At 70.4% G+C, this 18,305-nt stretch carries 18 protein-coding genes and 1 riboswitch; of the genes, 6 read left to right on the top strand and 12 right to left on the bottom strand.

What is annotated here, in order from left to right; all coding sequences use genetic code 11:
- Positions 1 to 83: 83 nt before the first annotated feature.
- Positions 84 to 219: riboswitch (cobalamin riboswitch) on the bottom strand.
- 284 nt (positions 220 to 503) lie between these two features.
- From mctP to ACZ7L0_RS05175, 5 genes are all read right to left on the bottom strand, one after another.
- Complete coding sequence (gene mctP / locus ACZ7L0_RS05195) at positions 504 to 2,114, bottom strand: monocarboxylate uptake permease MctP (RefSeq protein ID WP_471241052.1); 1,611 nt, start codon at positions 2,112 to 2,114, stop codon at positions 504 to 506.
- A complete protein-coding gene (locus ACZ7L0_RS05190) occupies positions 2,111 to 2,377 on the bottom strand; it encodes a DUF3311 domain-containing protein (RefSeq protein ID WP_471241051.1) in 267 nt (88 codons plus the stop codon). Before ACZ7L0_RS05190 ends, mctP begins: the two co-directional genes overlap by 4 nt.
- 158 nt (positions 2,378 to 2,535) lie before the next feature.
- Positions 2,536 to 3,300 carry a GntR family transcriptional regulator gene (locus ACZ7L0_RS05185; protein WP_471241050.1) on the bottom strand — a complete coding sequence of 255 codons (765 nt, stop codon included), beginning with the start codon at positions 3,298 to 3,300 and terminating at the stop codon, positions 2,536 to 2,538.
- 153 nt (positions 3,301 to 3,453) lie between these two features.
- Positions 3,454 to 4,239 carry a glucosamine-6-phosphate deaminase gene (nagB, locus tag ACZ7L0_RS05180; protein ID WP_471241049.1) on the bottom strand — a complete coding sequence of 262 codons (786 nt, stop codon included), beginning with the start codon at positions 4,237 to 4,239 and terminating at the stop codon, positions 3,454 to 3,456.
- A gap of 72 nt (positions 4,240 to 4,311) precedes the next feature.
- A complete protein-coding gene (locus ACZ7L0_RS05175) occupies positions 4,312 to 5,064 on the bottom strand; it encodes an SDR family oxidoreductase (RefSeq protein WP_471241048.1) in 753 nt (250 codons plus the stop codon).
- Between the two features lie 95 nt (positions 5,065 to 5,159).
- Between ACZ7L0_RS05175 and ACZ7L0_RS05170 the strand changes: the two genes are divergently transcribed.
- Positions 5,160 to 5,801 carry a TetR/AcrR family transcriptional regulator gene (locus tag ACZ7L0_RS05170; RefSeq protein WP_471241047.1) on the top strand — a complete coding sequence of 214 codons (642 nt, stop codon included), beginning with the start codon at positions 5,160 to 5,162 and terminating at the stop codon, positions 5,799 to 5,801.
- Positions 5,802 to 6,125: 324 nt separating this feature from the next.
- Positions 6,126 to 7,592 (top strand): sensor histidine kinase, encoded by a 1,467-nt coding sequence (locus tag ACZ7L0_RS05165; RefSeq protein ID WP_471241590.1) that lies wholly within the window; start codon positions 6,126 to 6,128, stop codon positions 7,590 to 7,592.
- Positions 7,593 to 7,760: 168 nt separating this feature from the next.
- Here the strand turns inward: ACZ7L0_RS05165 and ACZ7L0_RS05160 are convergent, their stop codons facing one another.
- Both ACZ7L0_RS05160 and ACZ7L0_RS05155 read right to left on the bottom strand, forming a co-directional pair.
- On the bottom strand, positions 7,761 to 8,018 hold the full coding sequence (locus ACZ7L0_RS05160) for a WhiB family transcriptional regulator (RefSeq protein ID WP_003992873.1): 258 nt from the start codon (positions 8,016 to 8,018) through the stop codon (positions 7,761 to 7,763).
- A 319-nt stretch (positions 8,019 to 8,337) separates the two neighbouring features.
- Positions 8,338 to 9,306 carry a diacylglycerol/lipid kinase family protein gene (locus ACZ7L0_RS05155; RefSeq protein ID WP_471241046.1) on the bottom strand — a complete coding sequence of 323 codons (969 nt, stop codon included), beginning with the start codon at positions 9,304 to 9,306 and terminating at the stop codon, positions 8,338 to 8,340.
- Positions 9,307 to 9,422: 116 nt separating this feature from the next.
- Between ACZ7L0_RS05155 and ACZ7L0_RS05150 the strand changes: the two genes are divergently transcribed.
- Positions 9,423 to 9,881, top strand: coding sequence for a hypothetical protein (locus ACZ7L0_RS05150; protein WP_471241045.1), 459 nt, complete (start codon positions 9,423 to 9,425; stop codon positions 9,879 to 9,881).
- Positions 9,882 to 9,956: 75 nt separating this feature from the next.
- On the opposite strand, the gene ACZ7L0_RS05145 is transcribed toward ACZ7L0_RS05150, so the two are convergent.
- The 3 genes from ACZ7L0_RS05145 to ACZ7L0_RS05135 form a co-directional block, all read right to left on the bottom strand.
- Positions 9,957 to 11,075, bottom strand: a complete 1,119-nt coding sequence (locus tag ACZ7L0_RS05145; RefSeq protein WP_471241044.1) for an RNA polymerase sigma factor SigF — start codon at positions 11,073 to 11,075, stop codon at positions 9,957 to 9,959.
- Positions 11,072 to 11,485, bottom strand: a complete 414-nt coding sequence (locus tag ACZ7L0_RS05140) for an ATP-binding protein (protein ID WP_006136266.1) — start codon at positions 11,483 to 11,485, stop codon at positions 11,072 to 11,074. Before ACZ7L0_RS05140 ends, ACZ7L0_RS05145 begins: the two co-directional genes overlap by 4 nt.
- A 273-nt stretch (positions 11,486 to 11,758) precedes the next feature.
- Complete coding sequence (locus tag ACZ7L0_RS05135; protein WP_471241043.1) at positions 11,759 to 12,019, bottom strand: UBP-type zinc finger domain-containing protein; 261 nt, start codon at positions 12,017 to 12,019, stop codon at positions 11,759 to 11,761.
- A gap of 61 nt (positions 12,020 to 12,080) precedes the next feature.
- On the opposite strand from ACZ7L0_RS05135, the gene ACZ7L0_RS05130 reads away from it, so the two are divergent.
- Positions 12,081 to 13,676 carry a Na+/H+ antiporter gene (locus ACZ7L0_RS05130; protein ID WP_471241042.1) on the top strand — a complete coding sequence of 532 codons (1,596 nt, stop codon included), beginning with the start codon at positions 12,081 to 12,083 and terminating at the stop codon, positions 13,674 to 13,676.
- 9 nt (positions 13,677 to 13,685) lie between these two features.
- Here the strand turns inward: ACZ7L0_RS05130 and ACZ7L0_RS05125 are convergent, their stop codons facing one another.
- The gene (locus ACZ7L0_RS05125) at positions 13,686 to 14,579 is read right to left on the bottom strand and encodes a 1-aminocyclopropane-1-carboxylate deaminase/D-cysteine desulfhydrase (protein WP_471241041.1); all 894 of its coding nucleotides are present in this window, start codon (positions 14,577 to 14,579) and stop codon (positions 13,686 to 13,688) included.
- A gap of 28 nt (positions 14,580 to 14,607) precedes the next feature.
- A complete protein-coding gene (locus tag ACZ7L0_RS05120; protein ID WP_471241040.1) occupies positions 14,608 to 15,201 on the bottom strand; it encodes an N-acetylmuramoyl-L-alanine amidase in 594 nt (197 codons plus the stop codon).
- A gap of 296 nt (positions 15,202 to 15,497) precedes the next feature.
- Between ACZ7L0_RS05120 and ACZ7L0_RS05115 the strand changes: the two genes are divergently transcribed.
- Together ACZ7L0_RS05115 and ACZ7L0_RS05110 are read left to right on the top strand one after the other, a co-directional pair.
- Positions 15,498 to 16,916 carry a family 2B encapsulin nanocompartment shell protein gene (locus ACZ7L0_RS05115; RefSeq protein ID WP_471241039.1) on the top strand — a complete coding sequence of 473 codons (1,419 nt, stop codon included), beginning with the start codon at positions 15,498 to 15,500 and terminating at the stop codon, positions 16,914 to 16,916.
- A gap of 124 nt (positions 16,917 to 17,040) precedes the next feature.
- Positions 17,041 to 18,126 carry a family 2 encapsulin nanocompartment cargo protein polyprenyl transferase gene (locus ACZ7L0_RS05110; protein WP_471241589.1) on the top strand — a complete coding sequence of 362 codons (1,086 nt, stop codon included), beginning with the start codon at positions 17,041 to 17,043 and terminating at the stop codon, positions 18,124 to 18,126.
- Positions 18,127 to 18,305 lie beyond the last annotated feature (179 nt).

Below are 18,305 nucleotides of genomic sequence, written 5' to 3'. Positions count from 1 at the left end.
GGCAGGGGGCAGCACGAGCGCACGCGGCGTCGCGTCCACCGGCCCACTCCACGAGGCCCGGACGTCATGGGCACCCGACCGGACGGCCGGGCGCGCTGTCGGCAGGTCCTCGGACTGACGCTCGACACCCGTATGCGGGCATACGGGCATGAGTACACCGTTGCGGGACAGTTCCGGATTCGCACCGGATTCCCCTGCGGCGACAGCGAGCATGAGCATACATCTAGTGCCGGGCTGCGGTGTCACCCCCAGATGTTGTGTTGCGTCGGCTTCATAGCGTCAACTCGTAGATGAGGAGAGTGATGTCGTCCAGGTGCCGGAGCGGGCTCCGGTCCCGCCCGGGCGAGCGGACGAGGCCGAGGCGTTCGCAGATGCGGTGGGCGGCGTGCGGGGCGCGTCGGGGTCCGCGTGGCCGGATCACGATGTCCGTGCGGCCGAGTGCGCGGGACGGGTACGACGACGGGCCGCCGGATTTCCCCGGCGGCCCGTCGCTCGCGTACGGCTCAGTGCGCGCTGCCCGCCGTGGCCGGCGGCAGTTCCACCTGGACACCCGGGTCGCCCGCGTCCGCCGTGTAGTCCTCCGGGCTGGTCTCGTCGACGCCCTCGGGGGCCTTGAGCGCCTTCAGGGCGAAGGTGAGGACCACCGCGACGGCCACGTTGAGCACGAACGCGGTCAGACCGATGTAGCCGATCTCGCCGATGCCCGGGATCTCCTTGGCGTTGCCGCCGAAGTGCTTTTGCGTCGGCGAGGAGATGCCGTACGCGGCGAGCGTGCCGTACACCATGCCGACCGCCCAGCCCGCGAGCAGCGCCCAGCGGTGGAACCAGCGGGTGAACAGGCCGCCGACCAGGGCCGGGAAGGTCTGCAGGATCCAGATGCCGCCGAGCAGCTGGAAGTTGATCGCGACCGTCTTGTCCATGGTCAGGACGAAGATCAGCGCGCCCACCTTCACCAGCAGCGACACGATCTTGGAGACCCGCGTCTCCTCCTTCGGCGTCGCGTCCGGCTTGATGAAGTCCTTGTAGATGTTGCGCGTGAAGAGGTTGGCCGCCGCGATCGACATGATCGCCGCCGGCACCAGCGCTCCGATGCCGATCGCCGCGAAGGCCACGCCCGCGAACCAGTCCGGGAACATGGTCTCGAACAGCTGCGGGATCGCCAGCTGGCCGTTGGTGACCTTCACCCCGGCCGCGATCGCCATGAAGCCGAGCAGCGCCAGCAGGCCCAGCATCAGTGAGTACAGCGGCAGGATCGTGGTGTTGCGGCGGATCACCTCACGGCTGCGCGAGGACAGGGTCGCGGTGATCGAGTGCGGGTACATGAACAGCGCCAGCGCCGAGCCCAGCGCCAGCGTGGCGTACGTCCACTGGCCCGTCGGGGCCGGCACCAGCCCGCCCGCGCCCGCTTCCGTGTACTTCGCGCCCGCCTTGGCGAAGATCTCGTCGAACCCGCCCAGCTTGATCGGGATGTAGATGATCGCCACGGCGATGACGATGTAGATCAGCGTGTCCTTGACGAACGCGATCAGCGCGGGCGCCCTGAGGCCCGACGAGTAGGTGTACGCCGCCAGCACACCGAAGGCGATCAGCAGCGGCAGGTCCTTCACGAACCAGTTGGTGTTCTCGCCGCCACCGACGCCCATCACGTCCAGCACCGCCTGGATGCCGACCAGTTGCAGCGCGATGTACGGCATTGTCGCCAGGATGCCGGTCACCGCCACCGCCAGCGACAGGCCCTTGGAGCCGAAGCGGCCCCGCACGAAGTCCGAGGTCGTCACATAGCCGTGCTTGTGCGAGACCGACCACAGGCGGGGCAGGAACGTGAAGATCAGCGGATAGACGAGGATGGTGTACGGCACCGCGAAGAAGCCGGCCGCGCCCGCCGCGTAGATCGCCGCCGGGACGGCGACGAAGGTGTACGCCGTGTACAGGTCGCCGCCGAGCAGGAACCAGGTGATCCAGGTCCCGAACGACCGCCCGCCCAGGCCCCATTCGTCGAGGCTGTGCTCGTCGTCGGCCCTGCGCCAGCGCGCGGCCAGGAAGCCCATGACCGTGACGGCCAGGAAGAAGAAGATGAAGACGCCGAGCGCGACGCCGTTCACGCCGTCCTTCATTCCGCCGCACCCCCCTTCGCGGCCTCGCGGGCACGCTGGTCACGCCGCCACAGCTGGTAGGCGATCATGGTCAGCGCGGTGGAGATCAGCACCCAGAGCATCTGGTACCAGTAGAAGAACGGAATGCCGATGAACGCGGGGTCCGCCTTGGCGTAGGAACCGACCCACAGCATCGCCACGAAGGGCGCGATCAGGCAGAGGGCGATGACGGCGCGCAGAGGCGTCACCACCGCCGGTCTCGTCGTATCCGGTGCGTTGGACATCTCTGTCGGCTCCGTCCCCTCGCTGATCACCTGTGTAATGCGCAGGCAATCTAGGCGACGGGCTCAGGGCAGTGGAAGACCCAGTCCGGATATCGGTATGTCGATTTCGGGGGCACCTTGTGAAGTTGTGAGGTTCCGCCGCGTAGGCGGCACCCCGCCTACTCCTGCGGCCGCTTCAGTCGCGCCACGAACTTGTACCGGTCCCCCCGGTACACCGACCGCACCCACTCCACCGGCTTGCCCTCCCGGTCCAGGGAGTGCCGGGAGAGCATCAGCATCGGCAGGCCCACGTCGGTGCCGAGCAGACCCGCCTCGCGCGGGGTGGCCAGCGAGGTCTCGATGGTCTCCTCGGCCTCGGCGAGGTGGACGTCGTAGACCTCGGCGAGCGCGGTGTAGAGCGAGGTGTACTTCACGAGGCTGCGTCTGAGAGCCGGGAAGCGCTTCGCGGACAGATGGGTGGTCTCGATCGCCATCGGCTCCCCGTTGGCCATGCGCAGCCGCTCGATGCGCAGCACCCGGCCGCCGGCGGTGATGTCGAGCAGCTCGGCGAGCCGGTCGTCGGCGGTGATGTAGCCGATGTCCAGCAGCTGCGAGGTCGGCTCCAGGCCCTGGGCCCGCATGTCCTCGGTGTAACTGGTGAGTTGCAGCGCCTGGGAGACCTTCGGCTTGGCGACGAAGGTGCCCTTGCCCTGGATGCGCTCCAGCCGGCCCTCGACGACCAGCTCCTGCAGAGCCTGGCGCACGGTGGTGCGCGAGGTGTCGAACTCGGCGGCCAGCGTGCGCTCGGGCGGGACGGGGGTACCCGGCGACTGCGTCTCCGTCATGTCGAGCAGGTGCTTCTTCAGGCGGTAGTACTTGGGCACGCGCGCGGTACGGACGGTGGCCCCGTTCTCGTTCTCCGCACTGCTGACGTCGGTGCTCATGCTCTGCCTTCCCGGCTCCGGGTGCCGAAGCGACCGACGTCCCGTCGGCCGCGGCTCACATCGTGGCACGGCTCAGCGCGTCGGGCGCCCGCCCGCACGCTCCGTGATCTCCTCTGTATACCGTTGTGACCACCTCTGGTCTAGTCCATCACCTCAGATGCCCTGCCAGTCCGGCTTGTTGGCGTAGGTGTGCCGGAAGTAGTCCGCGAGCTTCAGCTTGGACGCGGCGCCCTCGTCGACGACCACGGTGGCGTGCGGGTGCAGTTGCAGCGCCGAGGCCGGGCAGACGGCGGCGACCGGGCCCTCGACCGTCGCGGCGACCGCGTCCGCCTTGCCCTCGCCGGTGGCGAGCAGCACCAGGTGGCGGGCCTCCAGGATGGTCCCGATGCCCTGGGTGATGACGTGGTGCGGCACCTGCTCGATGTCACCGTCGAAGAACCGGGCGTTGTCGACGCGGGTCTGCTCGGTGAGCGTCTTGATGCGCGTGCGCGAGGCCAGTGAGGAGCAGGGCTCGTTGAACCCTATGTGCCCGTCGGTGCCGATCCCGAGCAGCTGCAGGTCCACGCCCCCGGCCTCGCCGAGTGCCCGGTCGTACGCCTCGCACGCGCCCTGCACGTCCTCGGCGGTGCCGTCCGGCCCCATGAACGCCTCCAGCCCTATCCCCAGCGGCTCCAGGACCTCCCGCCGGAGCACCGACCGGTAGGACTCGGGGTGCTCGGCGGGCAGTCCCACGTATTCGTCGAGCTGCGCGATCCGCGCCCGCGAGATGTCCACGGCACCGGAGCGCACCTTGGCCGCCAGTGCCTGGTAGATGGGCAGCGGAGTGGAGCCGGTGGCCACGCCGAGCAGGGCCTCGGGCTTGCGCCGCAGCAGTCGCGAGATGGCCTCGGCGATGAGCTCGCCACCCGACTCGGCGTCCGGAACGATGACAACTTCCACGCTGGGGCCTGCCGATCTGTCTGGCTGTGTGGTTTAGACCAATCGAACAGAATGGTACCCCCAGCATCCCGCCTACGTCAGTGAGCCGCCGGTCGCGTCCACCCAGCTGCCCGTGACCCATCGCCCGGCGTCGGAGGCGAGGAAGGCCACCACGTCAGCGACGTCGGCCGTCTCGCCCACCCTGCCCAGCGCCGATATCTCCGCCGCCCGCGTCCAGCCGCCCTCGGTCGCGTGCAGCAGCTCGGCGGTGTTGTCCGTGTCGATGATGCCCGGGGCCACCGAGTTCACCGTGATGCCCCGGCGTCCCAGCACCTTGGACAGGTCCCGTGAGAAGACGTCCAGGGCGCCCTTGGTCATGGCGTAGGCGATCTGGTGGGGGAACACCGCCGTCCGGGCGAGGCCAGAGGAGATGTTGATGACCCGCCCTCCGTCGCGCAGCCGCTCCAGGCCGTGCCGGACGAGGAAGAACGGTGCTCTCACGTTCACGGCGAAGACCTCGTCGTACGCCGTCTCGTCGATCTCCTCGATGGGCGGGGCGCCGCCTATCCCGGCGTTGTTCACCAGGATGTCCAGCCCGTCCGCGTGCCGGTCGAACTCCTCCCACAGCGCCTTCGCGTCGCCGGGCCGGCCGAGCTCGACCCCGATCGCAAAAGCGGAGCCGCCCGCCGTCTCGATCGCGGCGACCGTCTCCCGCGCCGCCCTCTCGTTCCTGCCGTAGTGCACCGCGACCCGCGCCCCGTCGCGCCCCAGCCGCTCGGCGATTCCCCGGCCGATCCCCCTGCTCGCCCCCGTGACCAGTGCCGTCCTGCCCATGAGCACACCCATGCCGACGCCCCTCCCGATTTGTCTAACGGTCGCTACAAAAAGACCGTACAACAGGGCGGCGGCCTTTTTCTAGGGAGCGCTATAGAATTCACTCCATGGTGTCGAGCGAGCCGAGAAGCGAGACGAAAGAGCAGGTCAGGCCCGTATCCAAGTCCCGTGGCCGCCCCCGCTCCTTCGATCGGGCGAGCGCGCTGGAGAAGGCGGTCATGGCCTTCTGGCGGCACGGCTACGAGGCGACCTCGGTCTCCGACCTCACCCGGAGCATGGGCATCGGCGCGCCCAGCCTGTACGCGGCCTTCGGTGACAAGCGGGCGCTGTTCGAGGAGGTCGTCCGGGTCTACGCCGGGACGCACGGCTCCTTCGGCGAGCGGGCCCTCGCCGAGGAGCCCACCGCCCGGGCGGCCGTCGAGCGGATACTGCGCGAGGCCGCGGCCGAGTACACCGACCCCGCCCATCCCTACGGCTGCCTGGTCATCCACGCGGCCACCAACTGCACCAGCCCCGAGGTGGAGGAACTGCTGCGGGAGCGGCGCAACGCCAACATCGCCGCCTTCGAGCGCCGTATCCGCGAGGACGTCGACGCGGGCGAACTGCCGGCGGACGTCGACGCCGCCGCGCTGGCCCGGCACACCGGCGCGGTGATCCAGGGCATGTCCCAGCAGGCGCGCGACGGAGCGAGCCGGGCGGAACTGGAGGCCCTCGCGGAAATTGCCATGGCCATCTGGTCCCGCGCGTGACCCGGGCGGGCTAGGCTTCGAGGTATCAAGTTGCTACAACTCCGCACGCATGAACACATGGACACACCTTCTGGTCTAGTCCACAATGCGTAGGGCGCATTCTTCCGTCTTCCCCGCACAGGAAGACGGACCGAGGAACCGGAGCTCTCTGCCCTGACTGCCCCGGCTCCTCATCCTTCGGCCGACCGGGACCGCACACCCCACGGCCGTTGTTGCTCCGGGCTGCGGTGCCGGGAGGGTTGAGGGTCCCTCCCAGGCGCCGCGGCCCGCGGGTGTTTTTCGGCCGTTTCCGAACACCCGGGTACGCTCGCAGACGTGCCCTCCATGAACGAACTCGTACGCCAGCACACCGCCCTCGACGACTCCGATCTCGAGTGGCTCCACCTGCTGGTCTCGGAGTGGCAGCTGCTCTCCGACCTCTCCTTCGCGGACCTGGTCCTGTGGGTTCCCACCCGGGACGGCACACGGTATGTCTCGGTCGCCCAGATGCGGCCCAACACCGGCCCCACCTCCTACCAGGACGACATGGTCGGCCACCTGGTCCCGCGCGGCCGGCGCCCGATGCTGGACGCCGCGCTCGACGAGGGCCGGATCGTGCGCGAGGGCGACCCGGAGTGGCGCGAGGAGGTCCCGGTCCGGGTCGAGTCGATCCCCGTACGACGGGAAGGGCGCGTCCTCGGGGTCATCGCCCGCAACACCAATCTCCTCACCGTGCGCACCCCGAGCCGTCTGGAGCTGACGTATCTGCAGAGCGCCTCGGACCTGGCGCAGATGATCGCGGCCGGCTCCTTCCCGTTCCCCAACCAGCAGGTAGACATGGACGCCTCGCCGCGCGTCGGCGACGGCCTGATCCGGCTGGACGCGGACGGCACCGTCCAGTACGCCTCGCCGAACGCCCTGTCCGCCTACCACCGCCTAGGTCTCGCCGCGGACCTCGTCGGCCACCACCTGGGCCGAACCACCGCCGAACTCGCCCCGACCCGCGGGCCGGTGGACGAGGCGCTGGCCAAGGTCGCCAGCGGATGGGCGCCGCGCGAGTTCGAGATCGAGTCCAACGACGGGGTGATCCAGTTCCGGGCGATCCCGCTCAAGCCCAAGGGGACCCGCATCGGTTCGCTGGTGCTGCTCCGGGACGTCACCGAACTGCGCCGCCGTGAACGCGAGTTGATCACCAAGGACGCCACCATCCGGGAGATCCACCACCGGGTGAAGAACAACCTCCAGACGGTGGCCGCACTGCTCCGCCTCCAGGCCCGCCGCATCGACTCCGAGCGTGGCCGGGAGGCCCTGGAGGAGGCCGTACGACGGGTCGGCTCGATCGCGATCGTGCACGAGACGCTCTCCCAGAACCTGGACGAGCGCGTGGAGTTCGACGAGATCGCCGACCGTGTGCTCGCGATGGTCGCCGAGATCTCGCCGGGCAAGGTCGCCGGCCGGCGCACCGGCCGCTTCGGCATACTCGACGCCGAGGTCGCGACCCCGCTGTCCATGGTCCTGACCGAGATCCTGCAGAACGCCCTGGAGCACGGCTTCCGCGAGGGTGACACCGGCACCGTCGAGGTCTCCGCGGTCCGCGGCGGCACCACCAAGGAGGCCCGCCTCCTGGTCACCGTCCAGGACGACGGCGTCGGCCTCCCCGACGGCTTCGACCCGCACCGCTCGGGCAACCTCGGTCTGCAGATCGTACGGACCCTGGTGGAGGGCGAGTTGGGGGGAACCTTCGACATGGTTCCGGCCCCGGAGCGGGGGACGCGGGTGATCCTCGACATTCCGGTGCCGGCGCAGAAGTAGGCGACGTCCGGGGCAAAGCAAAGAGCCCCGGACCTGTGGGTCCGGGGCTAGTCGCTCGTTGCTGCTCTACTAAGCGCATCGGGGGTACTGCGCGCTGCGGCTCGGGGGCGGGAGATGCGTACGCGCTGTACGCGCCGCCAAGCTCAGGCTGTCAGCAGGGGTGGGTTGTCAGGCGGAGGCCTGACGGGCCCGGTTGCGGGCGGCGCGGCGCTTCATGGCACGGCGCTCGTCCTCGCTGAGACCACCCCAGACGCCGGAGTCCTGACCGGACTCGAGCGCCCACTGCAGGCACTGCTCGATAACCGGGCAGCGACGGCAGACGGCCTTGGCTTCCTCGATCTGCAGCAGCGCAGGACCGGTGTTGCCGATGGGGAAGAAGAGCTCGGGGTCTTCCTCGCGGCAAACGGCGTTGTGACGCCAGTCCATGGCTGCTACCTCTCCTTGGTATTACATGCAGGTTGCTTGTGAATGTGAACGCTTTCACGAATCCCTCAACAAGTGAAGGGCCGACCGCCGAGTCTCCCCGGCGTGGTCCTGAGATTGAAGAGGGGTTCCGGTGATCAGTGGAGGCTGGTGTTGCGGGCCGTCCCGATCGCCACGTAGAGACTCGCAAACCTCAGCGGCGGATACAACCCCTTCCGGAAAGTTTTTTTTGATTCCTCGGTGTCGACTAGGTCACAGCCGTACTTCCATGGGGTGGATCCTGGCCTAAACGTTCGAGTGAAAGGACTTTAGCCCGTTCCGCTCACACAATCACACGCAGTGCACGGCGTACGCCTGTGAACGTCACGCTGGTGCGCAGTCCGAGGTGGTCGCCGTCCATCTGGAGGGGGAGTGGCACCTTCGAATGCAAGGTGAACCGGTCCAGGTCGTGCAGAGAGGCGGCGTGCTTGCCGTGGGGTCCCCGCTCGGGGGACGAAGTGAGCAACTGGGTGCCATACCGGGCAACCGCGGCCGAGGACAGACGGCTGAGACCGAGCACGTCGAGTCCCTTATCGAACGAGGCCTTAGGCGACGTGTACATCGGGCGATTGCCGAGATACGTCCAAGGCGACGTGTTCGAGACTATGGCGACGACAAGATCGGTCACCGGGTCCCCGCCGGGGTGTTCGAGCGTGATCGTGCCGTGCCGGCGGTGCGGCTCACCGAGGAACTGCCGGACGACCTGCCGGACGTACAGTGCGTGTGTCGACTTCTTGCCGCGCTCACGCTGCTGCTCGACCCGGCCGACCACGCCCGCGTCGAAGCCGAGGCCCGCGTTGAAGGTGAACCAGCGTGACGGGACGGACTCGTCCTCGGTGCCGGGCGTGCCCGAGGTCAGACCGAGGCCGACGACGCGCTCGCGGCCCTCGCGCAGGGCGTCCAGAAGGGCGCCGGTGGCCTCGACGTTGTCGTTGGGCAGGCCCAGGGCGCGGGCGAAGACGTTGGTGGAGCCGCCGGGGACGACGGCGAGGCCGGGCAGGCGGTCCGGGTCGGGGCCGGCGTGCAGCAGGCCGTTGACGACCTCGTTGACGGTGCCGTCGCCGCCGAGGGCCACTATGAGGTCGATGTCGTCGCTCTCCGCCGCCTGCCGGCCGAGGTCGCGCGCGTGACCGCGGTACTCGGTGGTCACCGCCTCCAGCTTCATCTCGCTCGCCAGCGCGTGGATCAGCACGTCACGCCTACGTGCGCTTGTGGTGGTTGCCGCCGGATTGACCACGAGTAGTGCACGCATGAGTTGCAGCGTACCTACTGGGTGGTACTCGGCCCAGACCGAGGTAGGGATCCGGTAAGAGCGGAGGGCGTGAGCCTGGACACCCCGGCGTCCGGGGCGACGGCTACCCTTCAGGTGTGAGCAGTGAGCAGAACACCGCCCCGAAGACCCCCGCGGAGGCCGACGGGCCCCGCCCGCGCCGACTGACCTACGCGGCGGCGCTGGTCGCGCTGGAGGGCCTCGCGCTGGTGGTCGGGGGTGTGTGGACGCTCGTACTCGGTATCACGGGCGCCCCGGACGACCGGAAGCAGGCCGTGACGCTGGCCATCACGCTGGTCGTCCTGGCCCTGCTGCCGCTGCTCGCCGCGCGCGGGCTGCTGCTGCGGCGCGGCTGGAGCCGAGGCCCCGCCGTGATCACGCAGATCATGGCCCTCCCGGTCGCCTACACCCTCCTCCAGGCCGACAGCGTCGCCATCCCGGCCGGCATCGCCCTCGCGGTCGTCGCGGTGAGCGCGCTGGTGCTGCTGGTGAACCCGGCCACGACCGCGGCCCTGGGCATCAAGGGGCCGGGCCGGACGGGGGAGACCGAGCGATAGCCCGCCGGGGTTCGGCGGGCCGGTCGTACGACTGCGGGCGGTGCCATCGCGCCGCCCGCCGTGTGTGCCGTAGGCCTACTCCTCGACCAGCAGCTTCTCCCGCAGCTGGGCCAAGGTGCGGGCCAGGAGGCGGGAGACGTGCATCTGGGAGATGCCGACCTCCTGGGCGATCTGCGACTGGGTCATGTTGCCGAAGAAGCGCAGGAGCAGGATTCGCTTCTCCCGGGGCGGAAGGTCTTCCAGGAGGGGCTTGAGCGACTCCCGGTACTCCACGCCCTCCAGCGCCTCGTCCTCCGCGCCGAGGGTGTCGGCGACCGCCGGGGACTCGTCGTCGGTGTCGGGGACGTCCAGGGAGAGAGTGGAGTACGCGTTCGCCGACTCCAGGCCCTCCAGGACCTCCTCCTCGGAGATGGCGAGCTTCTCGGCCAGCTCGTGGACCGTGGGGGAGCGCCCGTGCTGCTGGGACAGCTCGGCCGTGGCCGTGGTGAGCGACAGGCGCAGCTCCTGCAGACGGCGCGGGACGCGGACCGCCCAGCCCTTGTCGCGGAAGTGCCGCTTGATCTCGCCGACGACGGTGGGGGTGGCGTACGTCGAGAACTCCACGCCCCGCTCCGGATCGAAGCGGTCGACCGACTTGATCAGGCCGATGGTGGCGACCTGGGTGAGGTCGTCCAGCGGCTCACCGCGGTTGCGGAAGCGGCGCGCGAGGTGCTCGACGAGCGGCAGGTGCATGCGGACCAGCTGGTTGCGCAGCTCCGCGTACTCGGCGCTGCCCTCCCGCAGGGTCCGCAGCTCGACGAACATCGCGCGCGCCCCACTGCGGTCCTGGGGGGCGTGCTGTGCGCCCTGCAGGCCCGGCACGGCCTTCGCGCCCAGCTCGTCGTCGTCCCGTTCGTGCTCGCTCATCGTCCCGCCCGTCGCCCTTCCCCGAGCCCTCGCCTCCGTCCGGGCCGGGGAAACCCCGCTCCGCCGCTCCAGAGGCGCGCTCTGCACGGCACCGTCCTGATCCCGCTGCCCGTCGTCCGGGAAGCCGGCCTCCGCGGAGGGGTCCTCCGGGTGCGGCCTGGCCTGCTCGGGGATCCCGTCGATGCCGTCCCGCATGCGTCGGGAACCGTCCGCGGGGTCTGTGCCCCCGGCCGGTAGCTCCCGTGTGCCGCGCTCTTCGTCCCGCACCGGCCCGTCCCCGTTCCTCACGCCGGCCCGGGTCCCGCGCCGCGCTGTTTGTAGAGGCTGATCGACACGGTCCGGTCCTCGTCCACGGCCGACGAGACCTTGCCCGCCAGGGCCGACAGCACGGTCCAGGCGAAGGTGTCCCGCGAGGGCGCGTGGCCGTCGGTGGTCGGCGCCGAGACGGTGACCTCGAGCGAGTCGTCGACGAGCCGGAAGACACAGCTGAGCACTGAGCCGGGCACGGCCTGCTGGAGCAGGATCGCGCAGGCCTCGTCCACGGCGATGCGCAGGTCCTCGATCTCGTCCAGGGTGAAGTCCAAGCGGGCGGCGAGACCGGCCGTGGCCGTCCGCAGCACCGACAGGTAGGCACCCGCAGCCGGCAGCCGGACTTCCACGAAGTCCTGGGTCGCGGGCTCGCCTGCGATCTGGGACACCCTCACCTCCATGGTGGTACAAGCTTTACGGGGCCGAGGGTCGCCCCCCGGGTTAACGCGATACGTGGTTCAGCGGTGACGCTATCGCGCTCCGAACATTCCTGTCCCGGGACCCCAACCCCCTGGCGTCACTCACAGTAAAGCTGTGGATACGCTCCGTGTCTAGAGGTCCAGCGGGCCCAATTGGGAAGAGCGCGCGCCGGGTTGACGTACCCAGACGTCAGACGGTCGAACCGTCGGGATCGGAGCCCTGTTACAGGATCACATACAGGGTCACACGAGGACGTGGTCGACGAAGCACCACCGCCAGTTCTCGCCCGGTTCGAAGGTCCGCATCACCGGATGACCGGACTCCTCGTGGTGCCCCGTGGCATGCCGGTGGGGCGAGGAGTCGCAGCAGCCGACGTGGCCACAGGTCAGACACATCCGCAACTGCACCGGGTGCGTGCCTTCCGCGAGACACTCCGGGCAGGTCTCGTTCTGCGGTTCGGGTTCCGGGTGCGGCAGCGCGTCGGCGTGCGTGCACTGTTTCATGATTGCCAGGTTACGACGGGCGTGCGGGTGGCCGCGCGGAAAAAGAGGGCGGGCGAGGACGATGGACGTGATGCCGCTGCTGTTGCTGGTGGCGGGGAGCGCCGCGATCGCCGCGGCGGCCCGGCGGACGCCGGTGCCGGCCCCGCTGCTGCTGGTCGCGGCCGGACTGCTGGTCTCGTACGTCCCCGGCGTGCCGGACTACACCCTCGACCCCGAGGTCGTCCTCCCCCTCCTGCTGCCCCCGCTGCTGTACACGTCGGCCGGCGACAGCTCCTACCTCGACCTGCGTGCCCAGGTGAGGCCCGTGGCGCTGCTGTCGGTGGGATACGTCCTCTTCGCGACCTTCGTCGTCGGCTGGGCCGTCTACCGGCTCGTCCCCGGGATGCCGCTGCCCGCCGCGCTGGTGCTGGGCGCGGTGGTGGCGCCGCCGGACGCGGTCGCGGCGACGGCGGTCGCGCGCCGGGTCGGGCTGCCCTCCCGGATCACCACGATCCTCCAGGGCGAGTCCCTCATGAACGACGCCACCGCGATCACCGCCTACAAGGTGGCCCTCGCCGCGGCCGTCGGAGAGGGCGCCACCTGGCTCGGCGGGATCGGCGAGTTCCTGCTCGCGGCGTTCGGCGGCGTCGGTGTCGGCCTGGTCCTGATGGCCCCCCTCCACTGGCTGCGCACGCATCTGAAGGAGCCCCTGCTCCAGAACACGCTCTCCCTGCTCATCCCGTTCGTCGCGTACGGCGTCGCCGAGCAGCTGCACGCCTCCGGTGTCCTCGCGGTCGTGGTCGTCGCCCTCTACCTCGGGCACCGCGCGTGGGAGGTCGACTTCGCCACCCGGCTCCAGGAGGAGGCGGTGTGGAAGATGGTCGCCTTCGTCCTGGAGTCCGCGGTCTTCGCGCTCATCGGACTGCAGTTGCCGGTCGTCCTCAAGGGCCTCGGGGAGTACAAGGGCGTGGAGGCCGTCTGGTACGCGGTGGTCGTCTTCCTGGTGGTGGTCGTGACCCGGTTCGTGTGGGTGTACCCGGCGGCCTTCCTGCCGCGCCTGCTGTCGCGGCGGATCAGGGAGCGGGAGCCGAACCCCACCTGGAAGGGCGCGATGGTCACCGCGTGGGCCGGGATGCGCGGAGTGGTCTCCCTGGCCATCGCCTTCTCCGTCCCCCGCACGATCCACGGCGGAGAACCCTTTCCGCACCGCAATCTGATCCTCTTCCTGACCTTCACCACGGTCATCGGCACGCTGGTCGTCCAGGGCGTGACCCTGCCCCCGCTGATCCGTCTGCTGAAGTTCCCCGGCCGGGACCAGCAGGCCGAGACGCTCGCCGAGGCCAACGCCCAGGCCCAGGCCTCCCGGGCCGCCGAGCGGCGCCTCGACGAGCTCCTATCCGACGAGCGCAACGCCCTGCCCCCGCCGCTCGCCGACCGCCTGCGCACGGTCCTGGAGCGCCGCCGCAACGCCGTCTGGGAGCGGCTCGGCGCGGTCAACCCCGTGACCGGGGAGACGGTCGACGACACCTACAGCCGGCTGTCCCGCGAGATGATCAGCGCCGAGCGCGAGGTCTTCGTCCGGTTGCGCGACCACCGCTACATCGACGACGAGATGCTGCGCACGCTGCTGCGCAGGCTGGATCTGGAGGAGGCGGCGGCGTACCGCGAGGCCGCGTAGGGGCGCGGCTCAGGGGAACGGGCGGCCGGTGACCACGGCGGCGACGGTCGTCCCGCGCGGGAAGGCGCCCTCACTCGTGAGAGTGAGAAGGCCATAGAGCATTTTGGCGACATACAGACGCTCCACGGGCAGGCCGTGGCGGGCCTCGAAGTCCTCGGCGAAGGCGTCGAGGGCGGGGGTGGTGCGGGCGTAGCCGCCGAAGTGGAAGCGGTCGTCCAGGGACCAGGTGCCGCGGCGGGCGCCGAAGGCGCGCTCCTGGAGGGCCTGTATCTCCGCGGTCAGGAAGCCGCCTTTGAGGACGGGTATGCCCAGGGCGCGCTGGTCCGGGGCCAGCCCGGCGGCCGTACCGGCGAGGGTGCCGCCGGTGCCGCAGGCGAGGGCGACGATGTCGGCGTGGCCGCGCAGTTCCCGGCCTAGGGCCCGGCAGCCGCGGACGGCTTCGGCGTTGCTGCCGCCTTCGGGGACGACGTACGCGTCCCGCGCGCCGAGTGTGCGCAGGAGGGCGGCCAGGGTCTCGGGTTCGGCCTTGCGGCGATATGTCGATCTGTCGATGAAGTGCAGGCGCATGCCGTCGGCCTCGCACCGGGCCAGGGACGGGTTGCGGGGACGGTCGGCCAGCTCCTGGCCGCGGACCACGCCGATGGTGGCCAGACCGAGGAGGCGGCCGGCGGCGGCGGTGGCCCGCAGGTGGTTGGAGTACGCGCCGCCGAAGGTCACGATGGCGCGGCCGGCCGCCGCCTCCAGGTTCGGGGCCAGCTTGCGCCACTTGTTGCCGATCAGGTCCGGGTGGATCAGGTCGTCGCGCTTGACGAGGAGACGGACGCCGTGGCTCGTGAACCGGTCGTCGGCCAGCTCCCGGAGGGGGGAGGGGAGGTGGGGGCGGAGCGCTTCGGGGCCGGTCACGGGTTCATTGTCCACGGCACCCCGGTGGTCACTGCTTCAGGCGTGCCTTGATCCGTTCCCGCAGCGAGGCCATCGTGAAGCCCCTCGGGTCCGACTTCCCCGGCTGCCACTCCAGATGGCCGATGACCGAGCGTTCCGTCCAGCCGTGGTGGCGGCAGACGGCGGCGGCGGCCTTCTCGATGGCGCTCAGCTGGACCTCGGGCCAGGGGTCCACGCCGTCGCCGAGGTTCTCGCACTCGAAGCCGTAGAAGTACTGGTTGCCGTCGGTGTTGCTCTCGTTGTCCGGCGGCAGCCCCTTCTCGGCGATCACGGCGCGCAGTACGTCGTCGTCGCCGAGCCCGGCGTGGTTGGCGCGGCCGTAGCCGACCAGGTGGACCCTGCCGTCCTTGGTGATCACGCCGTGGCAGAGCGGGCCCGGCAGGCCGGTGTAGCCGTCCCGGCAGAGGTCCACCGTCCGTTCGCTGCCCTTGGTCACCGTGTGGTGGATCATCACGCCGTGGACGGGACCCCACAGTCCCTTGTGGTTGCGGTTGTGATGCTGCCATTCGCCGACCTCGACGACGGTGAGGCCCTCCGCTCTCAGGGTGTTCAGAAAACCGCTCGCGGTCATGGGTGACGCCATGGCCGCCTCCTTCGCGCTGTGCTGGGCGGCAGCCGGTCGCGACCGCCTCGTACAGCTGCTACTACCGAAACCAGATGTCCCGTTATGCATCATTCGCACACTGTGCGAGCCGATCCGGACAACTTCCGCAATCCAGGCAGGCGGTAAGTGGAGTCCCTCTGTTTTCCCGCTAGTGCGATGATCCAATCCCGCTCTTTCGGGTAATGGATCAGACACGCTCCGTGATGGGAGGCTGGGTGCGAGACCGATGCCCGGCGCACTTCCGTGCCGGAGCATGACCGGGAGGGCAATTCTCTATGTCGGTAGGCGAGTCGGTAGGCGACGAGGTCCGCGCGGAACAGAGCAGGCCGCAGCAGAGCCTGAACACCGCGGCGGCGCGGAACCTGGCCACGACCACCAAGTCCGCACCCCAGATGCAGGAGATCAGCTCCCGCTGGCTCCTGCGGATGCTGCCGTGGGTGAACGTGCAGGGCGGCACGTACCGGGTCAACCGGCGACTGGCGTACGAGCTCGGCGACGGCCGCATCACCTTCGTGAAGACCGGCGCCCGCGTCGAGGTCATCCCGGGCGAACTGGCGGAACTGCCGGTTCTGCGGTCGTACGAGGACCAGGACGTGTTCTCGGAGCTGGCCCAGCGCTGCCGGCAGCGCGACTTCGCCCCGGGCGAGGTGATCGTCTCCTTCGGCAGCCAGACCGACGAGGTCTATCTGCTCGCCCACGGCAGGGTGGAGAAGGTCGGCACCGGCCCCTACGGCGACGACGCGGTCCTCGGCGTCCTCGCCGACGGCGCGTACTTCGGCGACCAGGCGCTGCTCGACCCGGACGCGATCTGGGAGTACACCGCCCGCGCGGACACCGCCTGCACCGTGCTGATCCTCTCCCGGCAGGACTTCGAGGAGGTCGCCGCGCGCGCCGACTCACTGCGCGAGCACGTCGAGCGGCAGCGCTCGATCCCGCGGCAGCGCACCAACAAGTACGGCGAGAAGGCGGTCGACCTCGCCGCCGGCCACAGCGGCGAGCCGGACATCCCGCACACCTTCGTCGACTACGAGGCCAGCCCGCGCGAGTACGAGCTGAGCATCGCGCAGACCGTGCTGCGCATCCACACGCGCGTGGCCGACCTCTACAACCAGCCGATGAACCAGACCGAGCAGCAACTCCGGCTCACCGTCGAGGCATTGAAGGAGCGCCAGGAGCACGAGCTGATCAACAACCGCGAGTTCGGCCTGCTCAGCAACTGCCAGTACGACCAGCGGCTGCAGCCGCACGACGGCGTGCCCGGCCCGGACGACATGGACGAGCTGCTCAGCAGGCGGCGCGGCACCAAGCTGTTCCTCGCCCACCCGCGCGCGATCTCCGCGTTCGGCCGCGAGCTGAACAAGCGCGGACTCGTCCCGGAGACCGTCGACATGGGCGGCAACCGCATCCCCACCTGGCGCGGGGTGCCGATCTTCCCGTGCAACAAGATCCCGGTCACCGAGGCACGCACGACCTCGATCATCGCCATGCGTCTGGGAGAGGAGGAACAGGGCGTCATCGGGCTGCGCCAGTCCGGCATCCCGGACGAGATCGAGCCGAGCCTGTCCGTGCGCTTCATGGGCATCAACGAACAGGCCATCATCAAGTACCTGGTCACGGCCTACTACTCGGCCGCGGTCCTGGTGCCGGACGCGCTGGGTGTGCTGGAGAACGTCGAGATCGGCCGCTGGCGGTGACGCTCACGCACCTCGCCGCCGTGTCCCCGGACGCCGACGCGGGTAGACCTTCCGGGAACGCGCTCAGCCGGGGCGGCAACGCCACCGTCCGCGGACTCCGCGAGGGGGACCCATGGCCGAGTTCATGACCGAGACGAAGCAGCGCCCAGCGGGGTCGCCGCGGCTCGGTGAAATGTCCGACGGGCAGGAGGCCACGGCGGTCCTGGACCGCGCCCGCGCCTGGGTCGACCCCGCACTGCGCGCCGCCGTCGAGTCGTTGCCCGGCTCGATGCGGCGGATCGCGCGGTACCACTTCGGGTGGGAGCACGCGGACGGCACCCCGGCGGCCGGCCACGCGGGCAAGGCCATACGTCCCGCGCTCGTCCTCGCGGCGGCCGACGCGCTGGGCGGACCGGGGGCGAGGGCGGCGGCCGTACGGGCTGCCGCCGCGGTGGAGCTGGTCCACAACTTCACGCTGCTGCACGACGACGTGATGGACCGCGACACTTCGCGCCGGCACCGGCCCACGGTGTGGACCGTGTTCGGCGACGCCGACGCGATCCTCGCCGGGGACGCCCTGCAGGCGCTGGCCCTCCGGCTGCTCGCCGAGGACCCGCACCCCGCGTCCGGGGCGGCGGGCGCCCGGCTCGCGGCGTGCGTCGTCGAGCTGTGCGCCGGTCAGCACGCGGACACGGCCATGGAGCAGCGCGCCCCGGACGAGGTCACGCTCGACGAGGCGCTCGTCATGGCCGAGGCCAAGACCGGCGCGCTGCTGGGGTGCGCCTGTGCGCTCGGCGCGCTGTACGCGGGAGCGACGGCGGACGACGTGGCGGCGCTGGACGCCTTCGGCCGCCAGGCCGGGCTCGCCTTCCAGCTGATCGACGACGTCATCGGCATATGGGGCGACCCCGACCGCACCGGCAAGCCGGTCGGCGCCGACCTCGCGGCCCGTAAGAAGTCGCTGCCCGTCGTCGCGGCGCTCACTTCCGGCACCCCGGCCGCCCTCGAGCTCGCCGAGCTGTACTCGATGCCGTACGAGAAGGAGGGCGCCGAGGGGATCGCCCGTACCGCACAGGCGGTGGAACGGGCGGGCGGCCGGGACTGGGCGCAGGCCCAGGCGGCCGACCGGATGGCCCGGGCGATGCAGGAGCTGGCCCGCGCGGTACCGGAGCCGGAGGCGGCGGGCGCCCTGCTGGCGCTGGCGGAGTTCGTGACCCGGCGCAGCAGCTAGCCGACGGCCGACGGCCGTGGAAAGACCCCGGAGTCTCCGGGACCGCGCGGCTCCTGACCCCGCGCGGTCACCGGGGGCTCCGGCCCGGCGGGTCCCGCACATCCCCACGGTGTGCGGGGCCCGTCCCCGTCCAGGACGCCCGGCACAGTGGACGTACACCGGGAAGCGCTGAACCGCCG

It is taken from the genome of Streptomyces sp. NPDC039424 (assembly GCF_055639495.1).
This window is presented reverse-complemented; position numbering and strand designations above follow the sequence as displayed.

What these genes read in the sequence shown, in the direction of transcription:
- mctP (WP_471241052.1), bottom strand. Translation starts at nt 2,114, where the DNA reads ATGAAGGACGGCGTGAACGGCGTCGCGCTCGGCGTCTTCATCTTCTTC.
- ACZ7L0_RS05190 (WP_471241051.1), bottom strand. Translation starts at nt 2,377, where the DNA reads ATGTCCAACGCACCGGATACGACGAGACCGGCGGTGGTGACGCCTCTG.
- ACZ7L0_RS05185 (WP_471241050.1), bottom strand. Translation starts at nt 3,300, where the DNA reads ATGAGCACCGACGTCAGCAGTGCGGAGAACGAGAACGGGGCCACCGTC.
- ACZ7L0_RS05175 (WP_471241048.1), bottom strand. Translation starts at nt 5,064, where the DNA reads ATGGGTGTGCTCATGGGCAGGACGGCACTGGTCACGGGGGCGAGCAGG.
- ACZ7L0_RS05170 (WP_471241047.1), top strand. Translation starts at nt 5,160, where the DNA reads ATGGTGTCGAGCGAGCCGAGAAGCGAGACGAAAGAGCAGGTCAGGCCC.
- ACZ7L0_RS05165 (WP_471241590.1), top strand. Translation starts at nt 6,126, where the DNA reads ATGAACGAACTCGTACGCCAGCACACCGCCCTCGACGACTCCGATCTC.
- ACZ7L0_RS05160 (WP_003992873.1), bottom strand. Translation starts at nt 8,018, where the DNA reads ATGGACTGGCGTCACAACGCCGTTTGCCGCGAGGAAGACCCCGAGCTC.
- ACZ7L0_RS05155 (WP_471241046.1), bottom strand. Translation starts at nt 9,306, where the DNA reads ATGCGTGCACTACTCGTGGTCAATCCGGCGGCAACCACCACAAGCGCA.
- ACZ7L0_RS05135 (WP_471241043.1), bottom strand. Translation starts at nt 12,019, where the DNA reads ATGAAACAGTGCACGCACGCCGACGCGCTGCCGCACCCGGAACCCGAA.
- ACZ7L0_RS05130 (WP_471241042.1), top strand. Translation starts at nt 12,081, where the DNA reads ATGGACGTGATGCCGCTGCTGTTGCTGGTGGCGGGGAGCGCCGCGATC.
- ACZ7L0_RS05120 (WP_471241040.1), bottom strand. Translation starts at nt 15,201, where the DNA reads ATGGCGTCACCCATGACCGCGAGCGGTTTTCTGAACACCCTGAGAGCG.
- ACZ7L0_RS05115 (WP_471241039.1), top strand. Translation starts at nt 15,498, where the DNA reads ATGTCGGTAGGCGAGTCGGTAGGCGACGAGGTCCGCGCGGAACAGAGC.
- ACZ7L0_RS05110 (WP_471241589.1), top strand. Translation starts at nt 17,041, where the DNA reads ATGACCGAGACGAAGCAGCGCCCAGCGGGGTCGCCGCGGCTCGGTGAA.